The sequence below is a fragment of the Methyloversatilis thermotolerans genome, assembly GCF_000372885.1.
Taxonomy (GTDB): Bacteria; Pseudomonadota; Gammaproteobacteria; order Burkholderiales; family Rhodocyclaceae; genus Methyloversatilis; species Methyloversatilis thermotolerans.
On sequence record NZ_KB889967.1, the window covers coordinates 3,544,083 to 3,565,222 of the forward strand.

The window sequence follows — 21,140 nt, forward strand, 5'->3', positions numbered from 1 at the left end:
GTGACGCGGGAGAGCGCAGTGAGTGGATTGCTGGCCGAGTACGGCCTGTGGCTGGTGTTCGGCGTGGTGCTGGCGGAACAGCTCGGGCTGCCGATACCGGCCGTACCGCTGGTGATGCTGGCGGGCGCGCAGGCGGTGGACGATCCGATCTACGGCGTGTTCGCGCTGCTGGTCGCGGTGTTCGCGTCGGCGCTCGGCGACATCGCCTGGTATGTGGCGGGGCGATTGCAGGGCCATCGCGTGCTGCGCTTGCTGTGCCGGATATCGCTGTCGCCGGACACCTGCGTGCGACAGAGCGAGTCCACGTTCACGCGCTACGGAATCGCCACCCTGGTGATTGCCAAGTTCGTGCCCGGGCTGTCCACCATCGCGCCGCCACTGGCTGGCGCGCTGGGCATGAAGCCGTCGGCCTTCATGCTGTTCAATACGCTGGGTGCGGTGCTGTGGGCCGGCGCGGCGCTGGTGCTGGGCCTGCTGTTCGCGCAGCAGATCGAGGCGGCGCTCGCCATGCTGGGCGAGCTGGGTGGCTATGCGGCGGCACTGCTTGCGCTGCTGCTGGCGCTCTACATAGCCTGGCGCTGGGTGGAACGGCAGAAGGCGATCCGCCAGTTGCAGTCCGAGCGCGTCGCGCCGGAAGAGCTGCTGGCCCTGCTCGGCAGCGGTGAGCCGGTGACGGTGGTCGATGTGCGCTCGGGGCTGATCGCCGATGCCCAGCCGGTCCGCATTCCGGGTGCGGTGCACATCGAACTGGAGAAGCTGGACAAGCTGCTCGCCAGTCTGCCGCGCGAGGGCGCGCTCATCGTCTATTGCGCCTGCCCGAACGACGTGTCGGCGGTGCGTGCCACGCTCAAGCTGCATGCCGCAGGCCTGAGACATGCGCGTCCCTTGCGCGGTGGCATAGACGGCTGGCGTGCCGCCGGTTACCAGGTGGAAAGCTTCACCGCGGCCTGATCAGCGCGCTCGGGCAGGCGACGCGATGTCGCGCCGGGGATAGCCTTCCGCGCGGATGCGCACCCACACAGCGCGCTTTTCGTCCGGCGTCATGAACACCCAGTTGGCCACCTCCATGACGGTGCGGCCGCAGCCGCGGCACACATCGTCGAACAAGGTGGTGCAGATCGCGACGCAGGGCGTGTCCGCTTCCTCGTCGGCGCTGCTCACGCGAACAGGCCCGCGACGAAGCGGTCCAGCTTGCGCGCATCGACATCGAAGCGGCGGATGCCGTCGGACAGCTTCTCCACGGCCATCGCATCCTCGTTGTGCAGCCAGCGATAGGCCTTCTCGTCGAGCGCTATGCGTTCCATAGGTGCGGCCTGGCCGGCGACCAGCCGGCGTTCGATGGCGCCGGGTTGCGCCGCCATCTGGTCCAGCAGATCGGGCGCGATGGTGAGCAGGTCGCAGCCGGCCAGCGCCTCCACCTGACCGACCTTGCGGAAACTCGCACCCATTACCTCGGTGCGGTAGCCGAACTGCTTGTAGTAGCTGTAGATGCGGCTGACCGACGCGACGCCCGGATCCTGTTCGAGCGGAATGTCGGCCACCTTCTGCTGTGCGCAGTACCAGTCGTAGATGCGGCCGACGAAGGGCGATATCAGCGTCACACCGGCGTCGGCGCAGGCCACCGCCTGTGCCATGCCGAACAGCAGCGTGAGATTGCAGTGGATGCCTTCGCGCTCGAGTCGCTCCGCGGCGCGCACGCCTTCCCAGGTGGTCGCGATCTTGATCAGTACGCGATCGCGCGCGATGCCCGCCTTTTCGTACAGAGCGATCAGGCGCTGGGCGCGGGCAATGGTGGCTTCGCTGTCGAAGCTCAGGCGCGGATCGACCTCGGTCGATACCCGGCCCGGCACATGTTTCAGGATTTCGCAGCCGAAGGCGACGAACAGGCGGTCGATGGCGCCGGCGGCGTCCTCGCCTGCGGCGCGAGCCTGTGCCAGCGCGCCATCCACCAGCGGTCGATAGCGCGCGTCCTGCGCCGACTTGAGCAACAGCGAAGGGTTGGTGGTCGCGTCCTGCGGCTTGAGTCGGGCGATCGACTCGATGTCGCCGGTGTCGGCGACGACCGTGGAATGCTGTTTCAGCGATTCGAGGTGATTCATGGGAGCTCCGGATGCGGTTGATCACGCAGGGCGGCAGTGTGCCGTGAACGGGGCGGACATATGAGGACAAAAATCAGGCGTTCGGCACTCTTGAAATCACAACATGCCGCCACTACTATTAGCACTCGTTGGCAGTGAGTGCTAACACGGTGCTGCGCCCGGCGCAGCGCCCCGGATATCGTCAATCGTCGCGACTGGGTTCGCGCCTTCAATTCTCAAGGAGTCATTGCATGAAAATCCGTCCGTTGCACGACCGCGTGCTGGTCAAGCGTCTGGAAGAAGAGCGCAAGACCGCCTCGGGCATCGTGATCCCCGACACCGCTGCTGAAAAGCCGGATCAGGGCGAAGTGATCGCCGTTGGCGCCGGCAAGATCCTCGACGACGGCAAGGTCCGCCCGATGGCCGTGAAGGCCGGCGACCGCGTGCTGTTCGGCAAGTATTCCGGCCAGACCGTGAAGGTCGACGGCGAGGAATACCTCGTGATGCGTGAAGAAGACATCATGGGCGTGGTCGAGGCCTGATCGCCTTTCCGCCCGAACGTTTAACTGAATTCTCAAGGAGTTAGGACATGCCCGCAAAAGAGGTACGTTTTGGTGATTCCGCCCGCGAACGCATGGTCGCCGGTGTCAATGTGCTGGCCAATGCAGTCAAGGTGACCCTGGGCCCGAAGGGCCGCAATGTGGTGCTCGAGCGTTCGTTCGGCGCCCCGACCGTGACCAAGGACGGTGTGTCGGTCGCCAAGGAAATCGAACTGAAGGACAAGTTCGAGAACATGGGCGCCCAGATGGTGAAGGAAGTGGCGTCCAAGACCTCGGACGTCGCCGGTGACGGCACCACCACCGCCACCGTGCTGGCCCAGGCCATCGTGCGTGAAGGCATGAAGTACGTGGCCGCCGGCATGAACCCGATGGATCTGAAGCGCGGCATCGACAAGGCTGTCGCCGGCATCATCGGCGAGCTGAAGAAGGTGTCCAAGCCCTGCTCGACCAGCAAGGAAATCGCACAGGTCGGCTCGATCTCGGCCAATTCCGACACCTCGGTCGGCGAGCGCATCGCCGAAGCGATGGACAAGGTGGGCAAGGAAGGCGTGATCACCGTGGAAGACGGCAAGTCGCTTAATGACGAGCTGGAAGTCGTGGAAGGCATGCAGTTCGACCGCGGCTACCTTTCGCCCTACTTCATCAACAATCCGGACCGTCAGATCGCCGTCCTGGAAAGCCCGTTCGTGCTGCTGCACGACAAGAAGATCAGCAACATCCGCGATCTGCTGCCGGTGCTGGAACAGGTTGCCAAGGCCGGTCGTCCGCTGCTCATCATCGCCGAGGACATCGAAGGCGAAGCGCTGGCCACCCTCGTGGTGAACAACATCCGCGGCATCCTGAAGACCGTGGCCGTCAAGGCGCCGGGCTTCGGCGACCGTCGCAAGGCCATGCTGGAAGACATCGCCATCCTGACCGGCGGCACGGTGATCGCCGAGGAAGTCGGCCTGTCGCTGGAAAAGGCCACGCTGCAGGATCTGGGCCAGGCCAAGCGCATCGAAGTGGGCAAGGAAGAAACCACCATCATCGATGGCGCCGGTTCGGAAGATGCGATCCAGGCCCGCGTCGCCAACATCAACACCCAGATCGAATCGGCCACCTCCGATTACGACCGTGAAAAGCTGCAGGAACGCAAGGCCAAGCTGGCTGGCGGTGTTGCGCTGATCAAGGTCGGTGCCGCGACCGAAGTCGAAATGAAGGAAAAGAAGGCGCGCGTGGAAGATGCGCTGCACGCGACCCGTGCCGCCGTCGAGGAAGGCATCGTGGCCGGCGGTGGCGTCGCCCTGGTGCGTGCGCTGCAGAACCTCGGCAACCTGAAGGGCGACAACGCCGATCAGGATGCCGGCATCAAGCTCATCATGCGCGCCGTCGAAGAGCCTCTGCGCCAGATCGTCGCCAACGCCGGTGAAGAGCCGAGCGTGGTGGTTGCCAAGGTGAAGGAAGGCAAGGGCAACTACGGCTACAACGCCGCCAGCGGCGAGTACGGCGACATGGTCGAGATGGGTGTTCTGGATCCGACCAAGGTGACCCGTACCGCGCTGCAGAACGCCGCGTCGGTCGCTTCGCTGATGCTCACCACCGACTGCATGGTGGCCGAGCTGGCTGAAGAGAAGCCGGCTGCCGGCGGGATGCCGGGCGGCATGGGCGGCATGGGCGGCATGGGCATGGACATGTAAGGTCCGACCGGCCGCTCCATGCGGCCGGGCCCGGTCACGCCGACCGCAAGAAGCCCGCACTTCGGTGCGGGCTTTTTTCGTTTGCGCGCAGGCAGGCGCGGCGCATTGCGAAGGCGCGATGCGATGGGCGAAGCTTGGGCGGGAAAAATCGGCGGGGAGCACCCCGTGCAGGGGGAAAGGTGCTCCCCGGGGCGCGCCGTGAAGCAACGACCCCCAAGACCAAAAGAAGTACAGCGCTGCGCAGACTATTCTTGAGCGCTTACATCTCCCTTACACTAGATCTCGCACAGGCAGGGCAAAGTCGGCTGCGGGGCGGCCGATGGCCGATGCATGCGCAAGCGGACGCGACAGACGTTCATGGAGGAGGCGGCCGACGGCCGATGAGCGATGCATATACTGCTTGCCGAGGATGATTCGGTCATTGCCGATGCCGTTGTGCGCGCGCTGCGCCGCGCTGGTTACGCGGTCGACAGCGTGATCACGGGTGGCGAGGCGGACGCCGCACTGCATGGACAGACCTTCGATCTGGCCATCATAGACATCGGCCTGCCCAAGCTTTCGGGTATCGAGGTGATCCGCCGGCTGCGGGCGCGCAAGAGCACGACGCCGGTGCTCATACTGACCGCGCAGGACGGGATAGACGATCGCGTGCGCGGGCTGGATGCGGGCGCCGACGACTACCTGTGCAAGCCGTTCGCGCTGCCCGAGCTGGAAGCGCGGGTGCGAGCTCTGACGCGCCGCGGGACCGGACTGCCGACGCGCATCGAGATCGGTTCGCTGGCTTACGACCAGGCCGATCATGTCGCCAGCGTGAATGGACAGCCGATCGAACTGTCGGCGCGCGAGACGGCGTTGCTCGAAGTGCTGTTGCTGCGTGCCGGCCGGCTCGTGAACAAGGAACAACTGGTCGATCACCTGTGCGGCTGGGGCGAGGAAGTCAGCAACAATGCAATCGAGGTCTATGTGCATCGCCTGCGCAAGAAGATCGAGCACAGCGGGCTGCGTATCGTGACGCTGCGCGGACTGGGCTATTGCCTGGAAAGACCGGATGCCGTCGCGTGAAAAGTCGAGGAAGGGCCGGCGTACGGTCGAGGAGAAGTCGGGCGAATACAACTCGCTGTTCGGCGAAATACTCGACTGGATGCTGGCACCGCTCATGTTCGTGTGGCCGATCAGCATTGCCATCATCCACAATGTGGCGGACGACATCGCACATGCACCCTACGACAAGGTGCTGGGCGACAGCGTCTATGAACTGAGCCGCCAGGTCCGCTTCACGCCGGACGGCGCGATGCTCGCCAAACCGCCGCAGATGCGCGATCTGTTCCACATCGACGGCGAGGACATCATTTACTATCAGGTGATCGGCGTGTCCGGCGAAATGCTCGCCGGCGACATCGAGCTGCCGGACATTCCGAATGACCGGATATGGAAACCCGGCGAACTGTACTTCCGGGAAGGCCGGATCAACAACGAGGATGTGCGCATCGCGCACATGGTCGTGCCGGTGACCACGCTGCCCGGCCGCTTCGTGTCGGTCCAGGTGGCGGAAACCCTGAACAAGCGAGAGGCGCTGACGTCTCGCATCCTGTCCGGGGTGCTGCTTCCGCAGTTCGTCATCATCCCGATCGCGGTCGTGCTCGTGTACTTCGGGCTGGGACGCGGCCTGCGACCGCTCAAGCGCCTGCAGACGCTGATTGAGCAGCGGCGCCCCACCGATCTTTCGCCGATCGAGGTGCGGCGCGTACCGGAAGAACTCCGCCCCTTTGTCACTGCGCTCAATGACATGATGCTGCGCCTGGAACTGAATCTTGCCGCGCAGCAGCGTTTCATCGCCGACGCCGCGCACCAGATGCGCACGCCGCTCACCGGTTTGATCAGCCAGGCACAGCTCGCGCTTCTGGAAAATGATCCGGCGCAGATACGGGCGTGCATGGAGCAGATACTGCTCAGCTCCACCCAGGCCGCTCACCTGATCAACCAGTTGCTCGCGCTGGCGCGCGCCGAGTCCAGTACCGAAAAGATCCATGCCGTCGAACATGTCGAACTGAATGCACTGGTCGAGTCGCAGATGGCCGACTGGGTGCCGGTGGCCCGCGCGCGGCGCATCGATCTCGGTTTCGAACGTGCTCACGTGCCGCTGCATGTGGCGGCCAATCCGGTTCTGCTCGGTGAAATGTTCAGGAACCTGATCGATAACGCGATCAAATACACGCCTCACGGCGGTATCGTGACCGTGCGCTTGCGCGCGGATATCCGCGCGCAGTTCGAGGTCGAGGACTCCGGGCCGGGCATCGCCGCCGACGAGCGCGAGCGGGTGTTCGAGCGCTTCTACCGCGTGCTGGGCAACCAGGCCGGGGGCTCGGGTCTGGGGCTGCCCATCGTGCGCGAAATCGCCGAGCTGCATCGCGCTTCGGTCGAACTGCTCGATGCGCCGACCGGCGGGCTTCTGGTCCGCGTGTCCTTTCCACGCATACTTGCGCTGCCCGGTCCGGCGAGCAGCGTCGGCGAAACCGCCCCGGCGCAGTCTCCATGAAGTTGTGCGCGGGCGGCGAGGAACACTGACCACACCGATGCCATCCTGCGAGATGGTCACATGTGCGTGACGGGACCGGGCTCGCGCCGGGGCCGGTGTCGTATCGGTGCGCGCAGCGAGCCGCCGACACATGCGTCCAGGCGCCGCCAATGATCACCTCCTGTCCGGTTTCCAGGCTTCGCGGCCGGTCGTTCGGGCGGCACGATCCTCCTGCCGCGACGACGATCCGGGGGCATCTGCGCGAGCGGCGGGGCCGGAAAAAACACTTTGACACCGGCGCATCCACTCACTATTATTGCGCGCTCACTTGGCCTGGTAGCTCAGTTGGTAGAGCAGCGGATTGAAAATCCGCGTGTCGGTGGTTCGATTCCGCCCCAGGCCACCAGTCTCCAGACGGCCCGCCTTTCAGGCGGGCCGTTTTCTTTTGCGCGCGCCGTAACCGCGGCGCATTCGGCGATGGGGCTAGGTGCCGGTTGCGACGGCGCGGGCCGACATGTCCTGGTAGAGCTGGTCGAACAGCGGTTGCATGAAGGCAGGCAGGGTGTGCTTGACTTCATCGCGATGAATGACTGACGGCACCCTTTTGCCGCGGTGTTCGACTGCCTGGCCGATCAGGTGGATGCGGAAGCCGAGCGCGGACAGGTGGCGCGCGAGGCGGGGTTCGGTCAGCGTGAACAGATGATCGATGCCGTGGATTTCCGACATCGCGAACATGGCCAGATAGAGGCCGACCGGAATGTAGGGAAAGCGCGGCTGCTCGCGCGTACCCATGTCCTCTTCCGAAATCGAGATCGGGCCTTCGCTGTCACCTTTCCGCTTGCGGTACTGCGGGAGTACGGCCAGCCTCGAAATCTCGACGATGTGGCGCCGGTCCATGGCCTGCGGGTCGACGATGCTGCGGTCAATCGCATCGGCGCACAGGTGCTCGAAGGGGAGCAACTGCTCGGGATGGTCGGGGTCGGTCTGCACCAGGCGGACACAGCCGACGACCTGCCCTGACGCCTGGGCGCGCAGCGCGATCAGCAGGGAGCGGTCGTCGTACTCGTCGGTCTCCTCCTGCTCCGGATTGGTCGGTTCGTAGCCCAGTTCCTGGCAGTAGACCGCATGTCGTACCCGGTAGATCTCATGCTTGAGCGCGTCGTCCGTCGCCTGCTCCACGGAGAAGTACTTGGCGAAATTCTCTTTGAGATTGCCGACTTCAAGCAGAAACATGATGGTCTGGCCTGTTGCCGGGCCCGCCGGGGCCCGGTGTGTGGATAGGTGCTTACTGCAGCTTCTTCAGGTATTCCTTGTCGAACACCTTGTCCGGAATGTCCCGCAACTGCATGGCCGAATACTCCAGCACCGACTGCTCGCCCTGCTTCAGCGCGTCCTGCATGATGAGGCGTGTCGGGCGAAGCTTGCCGCCCAGGCTCTTGTATTCTTCATAGATGCAGGTCTTGAGCAATTTGTCCGACAGCGAATAGAACTCTGCCTTGTGCGGTGCGCTGGTCGATGCGCGCACCCACAGGATGACGCGTGCATAGGTGACGCCACGGTCCACCGCAGTCAGCTCAAGTACGTGGTGATCCTGACCGTCTATCTTCTCGGTGCGCACGAGCCTTGGTGTGTAATCGCCGGAAAAATTGGCGCGCGCCAGATCGCCGTTGGCCACCTGGCCGGTCAGCCGCTGAGCCAGCGACAGTCGCACCGGCTGCGATACATTGGGCATGAACACCCAGAGATCGCGCGCCTTCATGAGCAGTATCTGACCGCGCTCGGAGGCCGGTTCGACCGTCTGCACGATGGTGTTCTCGTTGCCTTTGGACAGGATGCGGAACTTGCGGTATTCGTCGCCGCTGGAGGTCGCCGAATTGACGCTCACCTCGACCTGGAAGGCTTCGCGCGGGAAGCGAATGGTGTCGGCCTTTTCCAGTATACTCGCCGCATCTTGCGCACAGGCGGACGACGCGATGCCAAGCAGCGCGAAAAAGAACAATGCGGGAAGCATGGGTGCGTGGCGGGCTGCGCTTGACGCGCGTCCCGACATTGAAACATCTGTACTTCCGAACGGTTGCAAGACTGTGGATGCCATGTTTCGTTTCTCCGGCGTTGGACGCCAAATCCATTTTCAGGGTCGGGCAAGCTGATGAACAACGTCGTCCAGGTCCGGAACGTGAGCCGCAGCTATATGCTGGGCGGGCAGCAGGTCAATGCGCTCAAGAATATCACGCTGGATATAGAGGACGGCGTATTCATCGCCATTGCCGGCCCTTCGGGTAGCGGCAAGTCCACCTTGCTCAACCTGATCGGCTGCATAGACACGCCGACCTCCGGCCAGATACTCATCAACGGTCAGGACGTGTCGGGCAAGTCGCCGGATGAACTGGCGGGACTGCGTGCCCGTACCATCGGCTTCATCTTCCAGACCTTTAATCTGCTCCCGGTTCTGTCCGCGTACGAGAACGTCGAGTATCCGCTACTGCAGCTTCCGGAGATCGGCAAGGAAGAGCGCGCAAAGCGGGTCAAATACTTTCTCGACATCGTCGGTCTCGGCGCGAAGATGACGCACCGGCCCAACCAGTTGTCGGGCGGACAGCGACAGCGCGTAGCGATTGCCCGCGCGCTGGCCGTGCAACCCGCCATCGTGCTGGCGGACGAGCCGACGGCCAATCTCGATCGCAAGACCGGCGATTCGATTCTGCAGTTGATGCGGGAAATCAACCGAACAATGAAAACGACCTTCATTTTTTCGACCCATGACAAGCGCGTGATGTCCATGGCCGATCGCCTGGTGCGCATCGAGGACGGCGAGCTGACGGCTCTGGGGGTGCAGAAGGCGCCCGGCGAGTGGGCGTATGTCAAGCCGCCCCGCGACAGCGCGATAAAGGTGGCGTCATGATCGAGCGTTTCTCAGGTCTTCCGCGCGTTGCCGGTCTGGCCTTGTGCGCGTCGATGGCGCTGAATCCGGTGCTTCCCGCATGCGCCGAATCGGTGGATGATCTTTTTGCCGACCCGCCGGCGCAGGATGCTTCGCCTGGTGGTCCCGTGGCCGGGAAGTCGGCGGCAGCCGAGGAGCTGTCACCCGCAGCGAGCACGGTGTCCGGCTGGCGTGGATTCAGTCAGTTCGAGCTGGCACGGACCCCGTCCGGCGAGGATCGCTGGTCCAAGGCGCGGCTGCGGACCGAACTGGGGCGCAGCGGCAGTTTCGGCCAGGGTATCAAGTGGAAGGCCGTCGGCCGGGTGGATGTCGATCTGGCCTACGGCTGGGAGGATGACTTCTATCCGGCGGCGGTGCGGGATGACCGCCGCACCGAATTCGCGTGGCGCGAAGTCTATGTTGACGTCCCGTTCGGCGACGTCGAACTGCGTCTCGGTCGCCAGCACATCGTCTGGGGCGAAATGGTCGGGCTTTTCTTCGCCGACGTCGTGTCGGCGAAGGACATGCGCGAGTTCTACACCCAGGAATTCGACCAGTTGCGCATCCCGCAATGGGCCGCCCGCGCCGAGTACTTCGCCAAGGATTGGCGGGCGGAGCTGATCTGGGTGCCCTATGTGAGCGTGGACAACATCGGCCGCTTCGGAGGCGATTACTATCCGGCGCAACCGAATTTCGGCTTGAGCCCGGTCTATGCGTCGGAACAGAAACCCGGACATTCCCTGAAGAACTCCAACTATGGCTTGCGCGTCGGTACGCTGGTCAAGGGCTGGGATCTGTCTGCCTTCTACTACCGCAGCGTCGACGTCAACCCGGTGTTCGCACGCGAGTTCAGTGGCGCGAACGTCATCTATACGCCGCGCCACGACTGGATACACCAGTACGGCAGTACGCTCAGCAAGGATTTCGGTACTTTTCTGTTGCGCGCGGAAGCGGTGCTCACGCTCGATCGCCTTGTGCCGGTTTCACCGCTGGCCAACCGGCCCGATGGTCTGGTCCGGCAGAACATGGTGGATTACGCGATCGGCGTCGACATTCCCTTCCTGACCGAGTCGCGGCTCAATCTCCAGTATTTCGAGCGTACCCACCTCGATCGTGATCCGGATCTGCTCGCCGCGCGGCGGGAGCACGGCTGGTCCTTCCTGTATAACCACAAGTTCGCCGATCGCGTGGAAGGCGAACTGCTGTGGGTGCAGTCGCTGGTGCGCAATGACTACATGTTCCGCCCGAAACTGATCTGGCGGCTGCAGCCGAACTGGCGTGCGCAGTTCGGCGCAGACCTGTTCGGGGGCAATTCGGCCGGCCTGTTCGGCCGTTATGGCAACGCCGATCGCTATTACGGCGAACTTCGCTACAGTTTCTGAACGCGTGGGCGACGGGCCCGGGGATGAGCAATGCGTGTGCTGATCCTTGCAGAAGGCGCAACGCTCGCCCATGTGGGGCGGCCACTCATGGTGGCGGAAGAGCTGTCCCGGCGCGGACATGAAGTCCTGTTCTGTCGTCCGGACAGATATGGCTGGATTGCGAATGGTGGTCGTTTCGAGTGCATCGACCTTGCCGCCCAGTCGCCCGAGGTGTTCGCGCAACGGCTCGCCCGGGGGCAGCCGCTCTATGACTTCGCCACCCTGGAGGCCTATGTTGCCGCCGACCGCGAGCTGATCAGGGCTTACCGGCCCGACATCGTCGTGGGAGATTTCCGTCTGTCCCTCGCGGTGAGCGCGCGGCTTGACCATTGTCCGTACGCGACGCTCAGCAACGCCTACTGGAGCCCGTACTATCGCCTTCCGGATGGCTGGCCGGTGCCGGATCTGCCCTTGACCCGCGCCATGCCGATTCCTCTTGCCCGCGCGCTGTTCAATCTGGCGCGGCCGCTGGCCTTCGCCATGCACGCACGCGCTATGCGTCGTCTGCGCCGGGAACACGGACTGCCAGCGGACGTCAGCCTGCAGCAGGTCTATACCGATGCCGACCTCGTCTGTTACTGCGACATGGCCGAGGTGTTCGCACTGAACCATGCGCCGCCTCATCATCGCATTGTGGGGCCGCTCGCGTGGTCGCCCGCCGTCTCCAGGCCGGAATGCTGGGACCGGCTGCGGGATGGGGAGCCGACCGCCTATGTCACGCTGGGCAGCTCCGGGCGGGCGGAACTGGTGGCGCCGGCAGTGAATGCACTGGTGGACGAAGGTTTCCAGGTCATCCTGTCGTCAGCGGGGCGAAGTGGCGAAGTCGTGGCGCATCCGCGCGTGCTGCAGTCGGACATGGTGCCGGGTTCAGCCGCCTGCGCGCTTGCCGACCTCGTGGTGTGCAATGGGGGCAGTCCGACCACGCAGCAGGCGCTGCGCGCCGGCAAGCCGGTGATCGGCATCCCGGGCAATCTGGATCAGTTCCTGAACATGGAAGCGCTGCTGCGCAACGGCCTGGGGCGCGTTGTGCGCAGTGACCGCTTTTCTTCCGCGAAGCTCAGGGAGGCCGTCAGGCATCTGGACAACGAAAGGAGGGCTGCAGCCAGGTTGGCGGGGGCCGGGGGGCGCGACGAGGATATCGTCCGCAAGGTGTGCGACGCCGTTCTCTCACTGGCGCACTGAACATCGCCTGCACCGCTTCTGCTTTGCGGTGTCGGTAAAAAAACAAAGCCACGGCATGCCGTGGCTTTGTTTCATTCAGGATGCGGAACTGCTTCCGCATCGATCCGCAGAAGGACTCAGGCCTTCTTGCGGGCGCGGGCCAGACCCATGCCCAGAGCGGCAACGCCCAGCAGAGCCATGGTGCCCGGTTCCGGAACCGTGGTCGGCGTGAAGATCTGGTTCGCATCGGCCTGCAGCAGGATCGGGCGATCCGGCAGCGGCTGCGAGCCACCCGCGGTGTCCGGCATGCCGGTGGGCGGCAGCCAGCCAGTCTGCGTGGCACCGATCTGCAGCGTAGTCGTTGCAGTCGTGCTTTCCAGCGTCGGCGAGATGTAGGTGGTGTTGGTGACGATGTTTTCGCCCACCAGGGTTGCATTGCCACCGGTGATCACGTTGAAACCGCCGCTTGCATCGGCAGCGATGTCGCCGCTGATCAGCAGGATGCCGTCGGTGATGCCGGTGCCGGTCACCATATTGGTATCCGGGGTGGTGTCGTACCAGATGCTGAACGAACCGCTCAGGATCGAGAACGTGGCCGTCGACAGGTCGGCGGAAATCGTTTCGACGCGCTCGGTCAGGGTCACCAGGATGGTGTATTCGTACTGGTTGGTCAGCAGACCCACCGTCGCGCCGGCAATGATGTTGCCGATCGAGTCGGTGATGGTGCCGGCCTTGGCGTAATAGGTCAGTTCGAAGGTGTCGCCGGCAACGGGCAGGTAGCCATCGACGACGGCGGTGCCGTTGGACGCCCAGTCGAAGCCACCCCAGTTGTTGAACGAGCCGGCGGAGTTGGTCAGGGTGGTCGCCATCGCGGCGCTGCTGCCCGCGAACAGAGCTGCTGCGGCGGCCAGCGTCTTCAGTTGCTTCATCATGATTCAGCTCTCCAGTGAATTGAAACGAACGGATATCTGATTCGTTCGGTTTGACTTTTCAGACACGGTTGATCTAGCAACCGGTGTGCCAGACTTGCAAGTGCATGAAAAGAAAAGGTTATTCGAAGGCGGCCGCGAGCGAAACACGCTGTGTGTAAGAAATGTCGACAGCTCATCCCGACCTTCATTCATACGCGTACAGGCATTACTCATGGTCGCTCTTATCGACGACAATTCCTGACGGGTCTCACTCGTGGAGTGGTCATGCGCAAGGTGTCAGGTCTGCAGGTGGTCGTATTCCTGTTTTTGCTGTCCTGTGCGGCGGTCGTCGGCGTGACTGCGGGCGTGCGGCTTGGCAGCCTGCTGCCGGCGCCCGGCTACCGGCCCATCGTGACGGTCTTGCTCGCGGCGGCATCGAGCTATCTCGCGCTGATGGTCATCTTCCGGCTGTTCTGCCGGCTGTTTCCCCTTCCCGAGGGAGAGATACCGAAGGAGTCGGCCGCCGAGTTCCGCTATCACGTATACCTGCTGTTCTTCCTGATCGCCTTCTATCCGGTCATGTTCAGCATGATATTGCCGGTGCCGTTGATGCGCCTTTTCTATCAGGCACTTGGCGCGCGCCTCGGCGATAACACCTACCCCGGAGGCATCCTGATGGATCCGCCCTTCCAGCACTTGGGGTCGAACACGATAGTCGGGCAGGGCGCCCTCATCGTGCCGCATGTGATCGAAGGCGAAAGACTGGCGCATTACCCGGTGCGCATCGGCAACAACGTGACGATAGGTGCGCGGTCCGTCATTCTCGCGGGTTGCGTGATCGAGGATGGCGCGACCGTTGCCATTGGCGCCGTGCTGCCCAAGGGTTCGCATGTGCGGGCGGGTGAAGTGTGGGGCGGTGTGCCGGCGCGCTGCCTGAGGTCGGCCGGCGCTGCCGCGTCGGCCTGAATCAGCGCAACAGGGCGGACAGCGGCTTGCGCAGCGAGCGGCCGGGCAGGGCGCGGCGGCGGCCGATGCGGCAAGCCCAGGTGGCGCGGGCCAGCGCTTCCGGGCCGAGCAGGGCGGCCAGCCGGTCCGCGATCCCGGCCGCGCCTTGCCGGCCGGCGGGCAGATCCGTGAAAGGGCGGTTCTCGCGCACATAGCGGGCGAAGATGAGCGGGGTCATTTCCGGCTGCGACTGCATGCCCAGCTTTTCCACGGTCAGCCAGAAGCGCTGCATGCACTGGCCGGCCGCGACATAGTCGTCAACCGTGACAGGCGGGGAGGGCATGACCAGATAGGCGTGCCCCGAACAGGCCAGTCCGGGAATCAGGTCAAGCTGCAGGCGGGGTACCAGCGTGCCCATGAGCCACCTGTTAAAAAATTCGACGCGCCGCCAGCTCGCCAGTACGAAGCGCATCAGCCGCGCGGTGGCCGGGTCCACGCCGACGGCGACTTCAGGGATCCTGTCCTCGCTGAAGCGAGCGCCCCACTCGATGATGGTCGAATGCGTACGGTAGGCCTCGGGTATCGTGAGCCGGATTTCTGCGCTGTCGAAGTTGAGCCGGGCGATCGACGCGCGTGCCGGCAGGGCTTCGAACCAGATCACCCGGCAGGGGACGGCCGCAGCTTCGAGTTCCGCCTTCTCCGCCGCGCTCAGTGCGGCGCTTCCCATGGCGCGGCGCTGCACCGAGCGGCTTTCGATGTAAGGGCGGCGCTCGTCCGCGCCCAGGCCGGGATCCGGCGTCAGCACGACATCGATCATGAGGTGGTTGTCGGCGGTCGCCGCGCGACGCGTCCATTCGGCACGCAGCCCGTGTGCGCTGGCCGCGATGCGCAATGTTTCCAGCAGGGCGCCGAGCGCGAGCTGGCTGGCGTGACCATCCAGGTCGTACACACACCAGTCGCGTGTGTCGAAGCCATGGATGCGCACCCGGTCGTCGGCCAGGATGTCGAATTGCCAGGTCTGGGTGTTGTCGCCGCTCGGGGCCCAGCGGGCAGCGTCGAGAATCGCTTCAATGGCGCGCATCGGATCTCCCGGTCTGCGTCAGCGCGTATTCAGCTGGCGCAGCAGCTGACGCCGGCCGATGGCGATCATCAGCCGCTGTAATGGGTGGCGATTGCCGCCCGGGCGCCAGGTGGTCGCCATGCGGTTGCGGAAAGCATCGAATTGCAGCCCCCAGGGGGCTGCGCGCACCGGGCCGCGCCCGAGCAGCAGTTTGACCGTTTCGGCGGCGGCCACTCCTGCGCACAGCGTGCACGCGATCATGGTCGACGGGCCGCGCCGGTTCGCAAGATCGATGCGCGACGGGTCCGCGAGATAGGGGCGATGCAGCCCGGCCGGCGCCAGCCCGATCAGGAAGCGGAGCGCCATTTCGGTTTCGTCGCAGCCTTCGAGCCGGAAATAGTCCTCGAAACTCATGCCGCCGGGCAGGAAAACCAGCAGTCCCGCGCCCATGCCGAGCGGCGCCGCGGTGACGGCGGGGATGCCGAGCCGGTGACAGGCGGCGAAAGTGGCGCGACGCGCGGAGAATGCGAAGAAATCCAGCCCGTCCACGTAGACATCGACGCCCTCGAGGAACCGGTCGAGATTGTCATCGGTGACGCCCTGCGGGAAGGCCCGCAGTTCGATGCCGGGGTTGATGTCCAGTGCCTGCGCATGCAGCACATCCAGCTTGGACTGATCCAGCGTGCTCATGGTCGCGCCGACCTGACGGTTGAAATTGGCCAGATCGAAGCGGTCGAAATCGGCGATATTGAAGTGGCCTATGCCCAGCCGTGCCAGCGTCAGCAGATGGATGCCGCCGACGCCGCCGAGGCCGGCAATGGCGACGCGGGCGCTGCGCAGCCTGGCCTGTTCCGCCTCGGTGAACCAGCCGAGGTTGCGGCTGAAGGCCTCGTGATAATCGAAAGTCCGGGCGCTCATGGCTGTCATCGGATCCTGTCGCCGTGATTGCGTGCATTCCAATGCACTGAAATAAAGGGGTAAACACCCTTCTGGTATTCAGTGTCAAGATGTGAAAACTGTTATTCTGGCAATACCTTAGCATCCCGGGCCTAGATTCCGCATGAAGTTTTGGCTGCTCGACCTCTGGCTGGCCATGCGCAGCGTGTTGCGCCAGGGGCGACGCACGCTCATCGCGGTCGCTGCGGTCAGCTTCGGCGTGATCGCCATGATTCTTGCGTCGGGTTTCATCGAATGGCTGATGCGCGGCATGCGCGAATCGACCATCGAATCGCAGCTGGGTCATATACAGATCGTCCGCCCGGGCTTCATCGAGCGGGGCACTTCGGATCCTTTCGGTTTCGTGATGGACGGCGAACAGAAGGCTTTCGATGCGGTGCGCAGCAGTCCGGGTGTCCGGGTGGTCGCGCCGCGCCTGACATTCAACGGTCTGGCCAGCCGCGGCGAGAACACGCTCACGTTTTCCGCGCAGGGCGTGTCGCCCCCCGCCGAGGCGGTGCTGTCCAAATCCATACGCATCATGCGCGGGCGCAACCTGTCGTCGGACCAGGCCAGCGAAATCATCATGGGCCGGGGGCTGGCGGCCAACCTCGGCGCCGATGTCGGCGACACCCTGGTGCTGCTGGCGACCACCGCATCGGGCGGCATCAACGCCGTGGAAGCGCCGGTGGTAGGGGTGTTCGCGTCGGTGAGCAAGGAGTTCGATGACGCCTCGCTGCGCGTGCCCATCGGTCTGGCGCAGCAACTGGTGCGGGTGAATGGCGCGCAGCAATGGCTGGTGCTGATCGACCAGACCGACAATACCGACGCCAGGATGCAGGAACTGCGGGCGCAGTTGCCGGCGGACCGCCTCGACCTGATTCCCTGGTACCGGCTGGCCGACTTCTACAACAAGACGCGAGAGCTTTTTTCCAGCCAGCTCGATGTGGTGAAGCTCATCATCCTGCTCATCATCGTGCTGAGCATTTCCAACACGCTGTCGATGAGCGTGCTCGAACGCATCAGCGAAATCGGCACCTGCATGGCGCTCGGGCTCAATCGCAGCCGCATCCGCCGCATCTTCCTGTTCGAAGGCGTGATGTTGGGCGTGGTGGGTGGCGGCCTCGGCGTGGCGATCGGCTGTCTGCTGGCGGTGCTGTTGTCGCGGGTCGGCATTCCGCTGCCGCCGCCGCCGGGCATGGACGAGGGGTTCGACGGCGAAATCCTGCTCACCCTGCCCATCGTCGTGCAGGCCTTCCTGATCGCCGTGTGCAGCGCGCTGGTATCCAGCGTTTACCCGGCCTGGAAGGCGTCGCGCATGAATATCGTCGACGCGTTGAGACAGAGCCGCTGATCATGTTCAGACTGGCCCTGCGCAACATTTTCCGCCAGAAATCGCGCACCGCGATGACGCTGGCCGCCATCGCCTTCGGTGTCGCCGGGCTCATCCTGAGCGGCGGTTTCATCGCCGATGTGCTCACCCAGCTCGGGGAAGCGACGATACACAGCCAGCTCGGCCACGTGCAACTGTTCAAGAAGGGCTATTACGAGCACGGTGCGCGTTCGCCGGAAAAGTATGTGATCGACGACGCGGGCGAAATCGTCGACTTCGTGGCGCGCATGCCCGAGGTCGATATCACGTTGCAGCGGGTCAGCTTTTCCGGGCTGCTGAACAACGGCAAGGCGGACTGGGCCATCATTGGCGAAGGCGTGGAGCCGGACAAGGAAAACCACCTGGGCACTTTCGTGCGTGTCATCCAGGGAAGAGCGCTTGCCGACGGCGACGCCGACGGCATCCTGATCGGCGACGGCGTGGCCAAGGCGCTCGCGGTGAAGCCGGGCGACACAGTGACGCTGCTGCTGACCACCGTGGACGGAGCGGTCAACACCAGCGAATTCTCGGTAGTGGGTGTGTTCCAGAGTTTTTCGAAGGATTTCGATGCGCGTGCCGTAAGAATTCCACTGGACGCTGCGCGCAAGCTGGTGGACCGGGCCGGGGCCAATTCGGTGGTGCTGTTGCTGCACGATACCGCGAATACCTCGCGCGTGAAGGATCTGCTGCAGCCCAAGCTCGAGGGACGCGGGTTCGACGTACGCGACTGGATAGAACTGTCGGATTTCTACGCAAAGACGGTCGAGCTGTATCGCAACCAGTTCGGCGTGCTGCAATGGATCGTGCTCATGATGGTGCTGCTGAGCGTGTTCAACACTGTGAACATGAGTGTCTTCGAGCGTGTCGGTGAATTCGGAACGCTCATGGCACTGGGGAATTCGCGAGGATATGTGTTCCGTCTGGTGATGACCGAAAATCTGATGCTCGGGCTGGCAGGCGCTGTGCTCGGCCTCATCATCGGCGTCGCGGTGGCGTTGCTGGCGAGCAGGATCGGCATTCCGATGCCGCCGCCGCCGAATTCGAACGTCGGCTATACCGCATCCATACGGTTGCTGCCGGATACCGTGCTGATGTCTTTCTTGGTCGGCATCGCGGCGACCGTTGCTGCGGCGCTGATTCCGGCCCGGCGCGTGTCGCGCACGCCCATCGTCGATGCGCTGAGGTACAACATCTGAAAAGCCGTGACGCAATGGTGAGCCCGTTCGCGCCTGCGTCGATATGATTCGAAACTTGTCTGCCGCTGTCCTGTGGAGGATGCAATGTTGAGTAATGACGGACTGACTTCCGCCTTGCGCCTGTGCGCATTGCTGCTTGCCCCGCTGCTGTTCGCCGGGTGCGCGTCTTCGCCCTATCCGCTGGCGCCCGCCCAGGCCTACAGCGACGACTACAACTACATCCTGGGTCCTGGCGATTCGGTGAATATCGTCGTCTGGCGCAATCCGGAGATTTCCTCGACCGTCACCATACGTCCGGATGGCAAGATCACCGGCACGCTGTTCGAGGATCTGCCGGCTGCGGGTCGTGATCCCACGACGCTGGCGCGCGAGATCGAACAGGTGCTGTCGAAGTACATCCGCGATCCCATCGTGACCGTCATCGTCGCCGGCGGCATCGGCCCGTACAGCGAACAGATACGCGTGATCGGCGAGGCGGCCAAGCCGCAGGCGCTGGCCTACAAGCAGAAGATGACCTTGCTGGACGTGATGATCGCGGTCGGCGGCATCACCGACTTTGCCGACGGAAACGCGGCCACCATCCTGCGCACGTCCGAGGGCGACAAACAGTACAACGTCCGCCTGAAGGACCTGGTCCGTCGCGGCGACGTGACCGCCAACGTGGACGTCAAGCCGGGCGACATCCTGATCATTCCGCAGAGCTGGTTCTGAGCGGACTGCGGCATCGTATGAATCGCGCAAGGGCAGCAGAGCCGGAAGGGTCGTGCAACCGTGGATGATTTTCTGCGCCAGTTCTCGGGCTACCTGAGGTCGGCATGGGGCTACCGCTGGGTCGGCCTTGTCGTATCCTGGGTGGTCGGCGTGGTCGGCATGGCCGTCGTGCTCGTGCTGCCCGACCAGTACCAGGCGACCGCCAAGATCTATGTCGATACGCAGTCCATACTGCGTCCGCTGATGCTGGGGCTGGCGGTGCAGCCCAATCTCGACCAGCAGATCAATATGCTCAGCCGTACGCTGATCAGTCGCCCGAACATCGAAAAGCTGATCCGCATGGCTGATCTCGACCTGGAAGCCAAAACCAAGGCCGACCGTGATCGATTGATCGACGACCTGATCGCCAATGTGAAACTGGGCGGCTCGGGTCGTGACAACCTCTACATCGTGTCCTACCGTGACCCGAAACCGGCGCGTGCGCAGAAGGTCGTGCAGGCCATGGTGACGCTGTTCGTCGAATCCGGGCTGGGCAGCAAGCGCAAGGACGCCGACCAGGCGCGCAAGTTCATCGAGGAGCAGATCAAGGCTTACGAGGCCAAGCTGCTCGAGGCGGAAAACCGCTTGAAGGAATTCAAGCTGAAGAATCTGGACCGTCCTGGTGGCGGACAGAAGGACTATTTCGGCAGCCTCGGCGAGATCCAGTCGCAGCTCAATCAGGCCCAGCTCGATCTGCGCGAGGCCACCAATTCGCGCGACGCCCTGAAGCGCCAGTTGCTGGGCGAAGAGCCGACGATAGCGGCGGAAAGCCAGATCGCGAGCTATGGCGGCGGTGCGGCAGGCGGTCCGTCGACTGCCGAGATCGATGCCCGCATTTCGGCCATGCGCAATGACATCGAAGGGCTGTTGCAGCGCTACACCGACAAGCACCCGGATGTGCTGCAGTTGCGCGCGCGCATCAAGAGCCTGGAAGAGGAGCGCAAGCAGATCGTCGACAAGTACGAAGCCGAACAGGCGAAGAATGCCGACAGCAAGGCCGCTGCGCCGAAGGCGACCGCGACGGCAGGCAGCGCGCAGATTCCGAATCCGGTGTATCAGCAGATCAAGGTGGCGCTCGCTTCGGCCGAAGCTTCCGTCGCGTCGCTGTCGGCACGGGTGAGCGAATACCAGGCGCGCCTGGATTCCCTCAAGCAATCGTCGCGACTGGTGCCCGAGCTGGAGGCCGAGTTCAGCCAGCTCAACCGTGATTACGAAGTGCATCGCACCAACTACAACAACCTGGTGGCGCGCCGCGAATCGGCTTCGATGTCCGAGGAAATGGATGCCACTGGCGTGGCCGAATTCAGGCTCATCGAGCCGCCGCGGGTCGATCCCAAGCCGGCGGCCCCCAACCGGTTGATACTGCTGCCGGCGGTGCTTCTGGCGGCCCTGGTGGCGGGCGGTGCGAGTGCCTTCGTGGTGTCGCAGGTCCGGCCGGTGTTCCACGACGGACGTCTGCTGGCGGAAGTGGCCGGGGTACCTGTGCTGGGGTCGGTATCCATGTTGATGGGACGTGAGCGCAAGCGCTACGAACGGCGCCGGAGTCTGGTGTTCTTCGGCGGACTCGGCGGGCTGGTTGCCGCCTACGCCGGTTTGATGGCTTTCGTGGCGCTCGTGATGCGCAGCGCGTGAGGACGGA

At 64.0% G+C, this 21,140-nt stretch carries 20 protein-coding genes and 1 tRNA gene; 14 read left to right on the forward strand and 7 right to left on the reverse strand.

What is annotated here, in order from left to right:
* The first annotated feature begins 18 nt into the window (after positions 1-18).
* Complete coding sequence (locus A3Q7_RS19995) at positions 19-951, forward strand: VTT domain-containing protein (protein WP_040570704.1); 933 nt, start codon at positions 19-21, stop codon at positions 949-951.
* Here A3Q7_RS19995 and A3Q7_RS0116165 read toward each other — a convergent pair whose 3' ends face one another.
* Together A3Q7_RS0116165 and tal are read right to left on the reverse strand one after the other, a co-directional pair.
* Positions 952-1,161: a DUF1289 domain-containing protein gene (locus A3Q7_RS0116165; protein WP_018412950.1), complete on the reverse strand. Its 210-nt coding sequence runs from the start codon at positions 1,159-1,161 to the stop codon at positions 952-954.
* Entirely contained in the window at positions 1,158-2,099 is a 942-nt protein-coding gene (gene tal, locus A3Q7_RS0116170) for a transaldolase (RefSeq protein WP_018412951.1), read from the reverse strand. Before tal ends, A3Q7_RS0116165 begins: the two co-directional genes overlap by 4 nt.
* Positions 2,100-2,329: 230 nt before the next feature.
* Between tal and groES the strand changes: the two genes are divergently transcribed.
* The 5 genes from groES to A3Q7_RS0116195 all read left to right on the forward strand — a co-directional run bounded on the left by groES (position 2,330) and on the right by A3Q7_RS0116195 (position 7,235).
* Positions 2,330-2,620: a co-chaperone GroES gene (groES, locus tag A3Q7_RS0116175; RefSeq protein WP_018412952.1), complete on the forward strand. Its 291-nt coding sequence runs from the start codon at positions 2,330-2,332 to the stop codon at positions 2,618-2,620.
* A gap of 47 nt (positions 2,621-2,667) precedes the next feature.
* Positions 2,668-4,314 (forward strand): chaperonin GroEL, encoded by a 1,647-nt coding sequence (groL, locus tag A3Q7_RS0116180; protein ID WP_026224934.1) that lies wholly within the window; start codon positions 2,668-2,670, stop codon positions 4,312-4,314.
* Positions 4,315-4,701: 387 nt separating this feature from the next.
* Positions 4,702-5,376: a response regulator transcription factor gene (locus A3Q7_RS0116185; protein WP_018412954.1), complete on the forward strand. Its 675-nt coding sequence runs from the start codon at positions 4,702-4,704 to the stop codon at positions 5,374-5,376.
* Positions 5,363-6,850 carry a sensor histidine kinase N-terminal domain-containing protein gene (locus A3Q7_RS0116190; RefSeq protein ID WP_018412955.1) on the forward strand — a complete coding sequence of 496 codons (1,488 nt, stop codon included), beginning with the start codon at positions 5,363-5,365 and terminating at the stop codon, positions 6,848-6,850. The genes A3Q7_RS0116185 and A3Q7_RS0116190 overlap by 14 nt, the downstream gene beginning before the upstream one ends.
* A gap of 309 nt (positions 6,851-7,159) precedes the next feature.
* Positions 7,160-7,235, forward strand: a tRNA-Phe gene (locus A3Q7_RS0116195).
* Between the two features lie 77 nt (positions 7,236-7,312).
* On the opposite strand, the gene A3Q7_RS0116200 is transcribed toward A3Q7_RS0116195, so the two are convergent.
* The gene (locus A3Q7_RS0116200) at positions 7,313-8,062 is read right to left on the reverse strand and encodes a PEP-CTERM/exosortase system-associated acyltransferase (RefSeq protein WP_018412956.1); all 750 of its coding nucleotides are present in this window, start codon (positions 8,060-8,062) and stop codon (positions 7,313-7,315) included.
* 52 nt (positions 8,063-8,114) lie between these two features.
* A complete protein-coding gene (locus A3Q7_RS0116205; protein ID WP_026224935.1) occupies positions 8,115-8,840 on the reverse strand; it encodes an outer membrane lipoprotein-sorting protein in 726 nt (241 codons plus the stop codon).
* A gap of 138 nt (positions 8,841-8,978) precedes the next feature.
* Here A3Q7_RS0116205 and A3Q7_RS0116210 point away from each other — a divergent pair, with 138 nt between their 5' ends.
* Genes A3Q7_RS0116210 through A3Q7_RS20000 form a run of 3 tightly spaced genes read left to right on the forward strand, consistent with a single transcriptional unit; the run spans position 8,979 to position 12,352 of the window.
* Positions 8,979-9,731 (forward strand): ABC transporter ATP-binding protein, encoded by a 753-nt coding sequence (locus tag A3Q7_RS0116210; protein ID WP_018412958.1) that lies wholly within the window; start codon positions 8,979-8,981, stop codon positions 9,729-9,731.
* Positions 9,728-11,131, forward strand: a complete 1,404-nt coding sequence (locus A3Q7_RS0116215) for a DUF1302 family protein (protein ID WP_040570706.1) — start codon at positions 9,728-9,730, stop codon at positions 11,129-11,131. The genes A3Q7_RS0116210 and A3Q7_RS0116215 overlap by 4 nt, the downstream gene beginning before the upstream one ends.
* Before the next feature lie 30 nt (positions 11,132-11,161).
* On the forward strand, positions 11,162-12,352 hold the full coding sequence (locus tag A3Q7_RS20000; protein WP_018412960.1) for a glycosyltransferase: 1,191 nt from the start codon (positions 11,162-11,164) through the stop codon (positions 12,350-12,352).
* A 116-nt stretch (positions 12,353-12,468) separates the two neighbouring features.
* Here A3Q7_RS20000 and pepA read toward each other — a convergent pair whose 3' ends face one another.
* Positions 12,469-13,263: a flocculation-associated PEP-CTERM protein PepA gene (pepA, locus tag A3Q7_RS0116225; protein ID WP_018412961.1), complete on the reverse strand. Its 795-nt coding sequence runs from the start codon at positions 13,261-13,263 to the stop codon at positions 12,469-12,471.
* Positions 13,264-13,527: 264 nt separating this feature from the next.
* On the opposite strand from pepA, the gene A3Q7_RS0116230 reads away from it, so the two are divergent.
* Complete coding sequence (locus A3Q7_RS0116230) at positions 13,528-14,208, forward strand: acyltransferase (protein ID WP_018412962.1); 681 nt, start codon at positions 13,528-13,530, stop codon at positions 14,206-14,208.
* A gap of 1 nt (position 14,209) precedes the next feature.
* Here A3Q7_RS0116230 and A3Q7_RS0116235 read toward each other — a convergent pair whose 3' ends face one another.
* Entirely contained in the window at positions 14,210-15,268 is a 1,059-nt protein-coding gene (locus tag A3Q7_RS0116235) for a nitroreductase family protein (protein ID WP_018412963.1), read from the reverse strand.
* Between the two features lie 18 nt (positions 15,269-15,286).
* Positions 15,287-16,174, reverse strand: coding sequence for a ThiF family adenylyltransferase (locus A3Q7_RS0116240; protein WP_018412964.1), 888 nt, complete (start codon positions 16,172-16,174; stop codon positions 15,287-15,289).
* Positions 16,175-16,307: 133 nt separating this feature from the next.
* Between A3Q7_RS0116240 and A3Q7_RS0116245 the strand changes: the two genes are divergently transcribed.
* The 4 genes from A3Q7_RS0116245 to A3Q7_RS0116260 all read left to right on the forward strand — a co-directional run bounded on the left by A3Q7_RS0116245 (position 16,308) and on the right by A3Q7_RS0116260 (position 21,133).
* Positions 16,308-17,537: an ABC transporter permease gene (locus A3Q7_RS0116245; protein ID WP_018412965.1), complete on the forward strand. Its 1,230-nt coding sequence runs from the start codon at positions 16,308-16,310 to the stop codon at positions 17,535-17,537.
* Between the two features lie 2 nt (positions 17,538-17,539).
* Entirely contained in the window at positions 17,540-18,751 is a 1,212-nt protein-coding gene (locus A3Q7_RS0116250) for an ABC transporter permease (RefSeq protein ID WP_018412966.1), read from the forward strand.
* 84 nt (positions 18,752-18,835) lie between these two features.
* Positions 18,836-19,462 (forward strand): XrtA/PEP-CTERM system exopolysaccharide export protein, encoded by a 627-nt coding sequence (locus tag A3Q7_RS0116255; RefSeq protein ID WP_018412967.1) that lies wholly within the window; start codon positions 18,836-18,838, stop codon positions 19,460-19,462.
* A gap of 60 nt (positions 19,463-19,522) precedes the next feature.
* Entirely contained in the window at positions 19,523-21,133 is a 1,611-nt protein-coding gene (locus tag A3Q7_RS0116260; protein WP_018412968.1) for an XrtA system polysaccharide chain length determinant, read from the forward strand.
* The last annotated feature ends 7 nt before the right edge of the window (positions 21,134-21,140 follow it).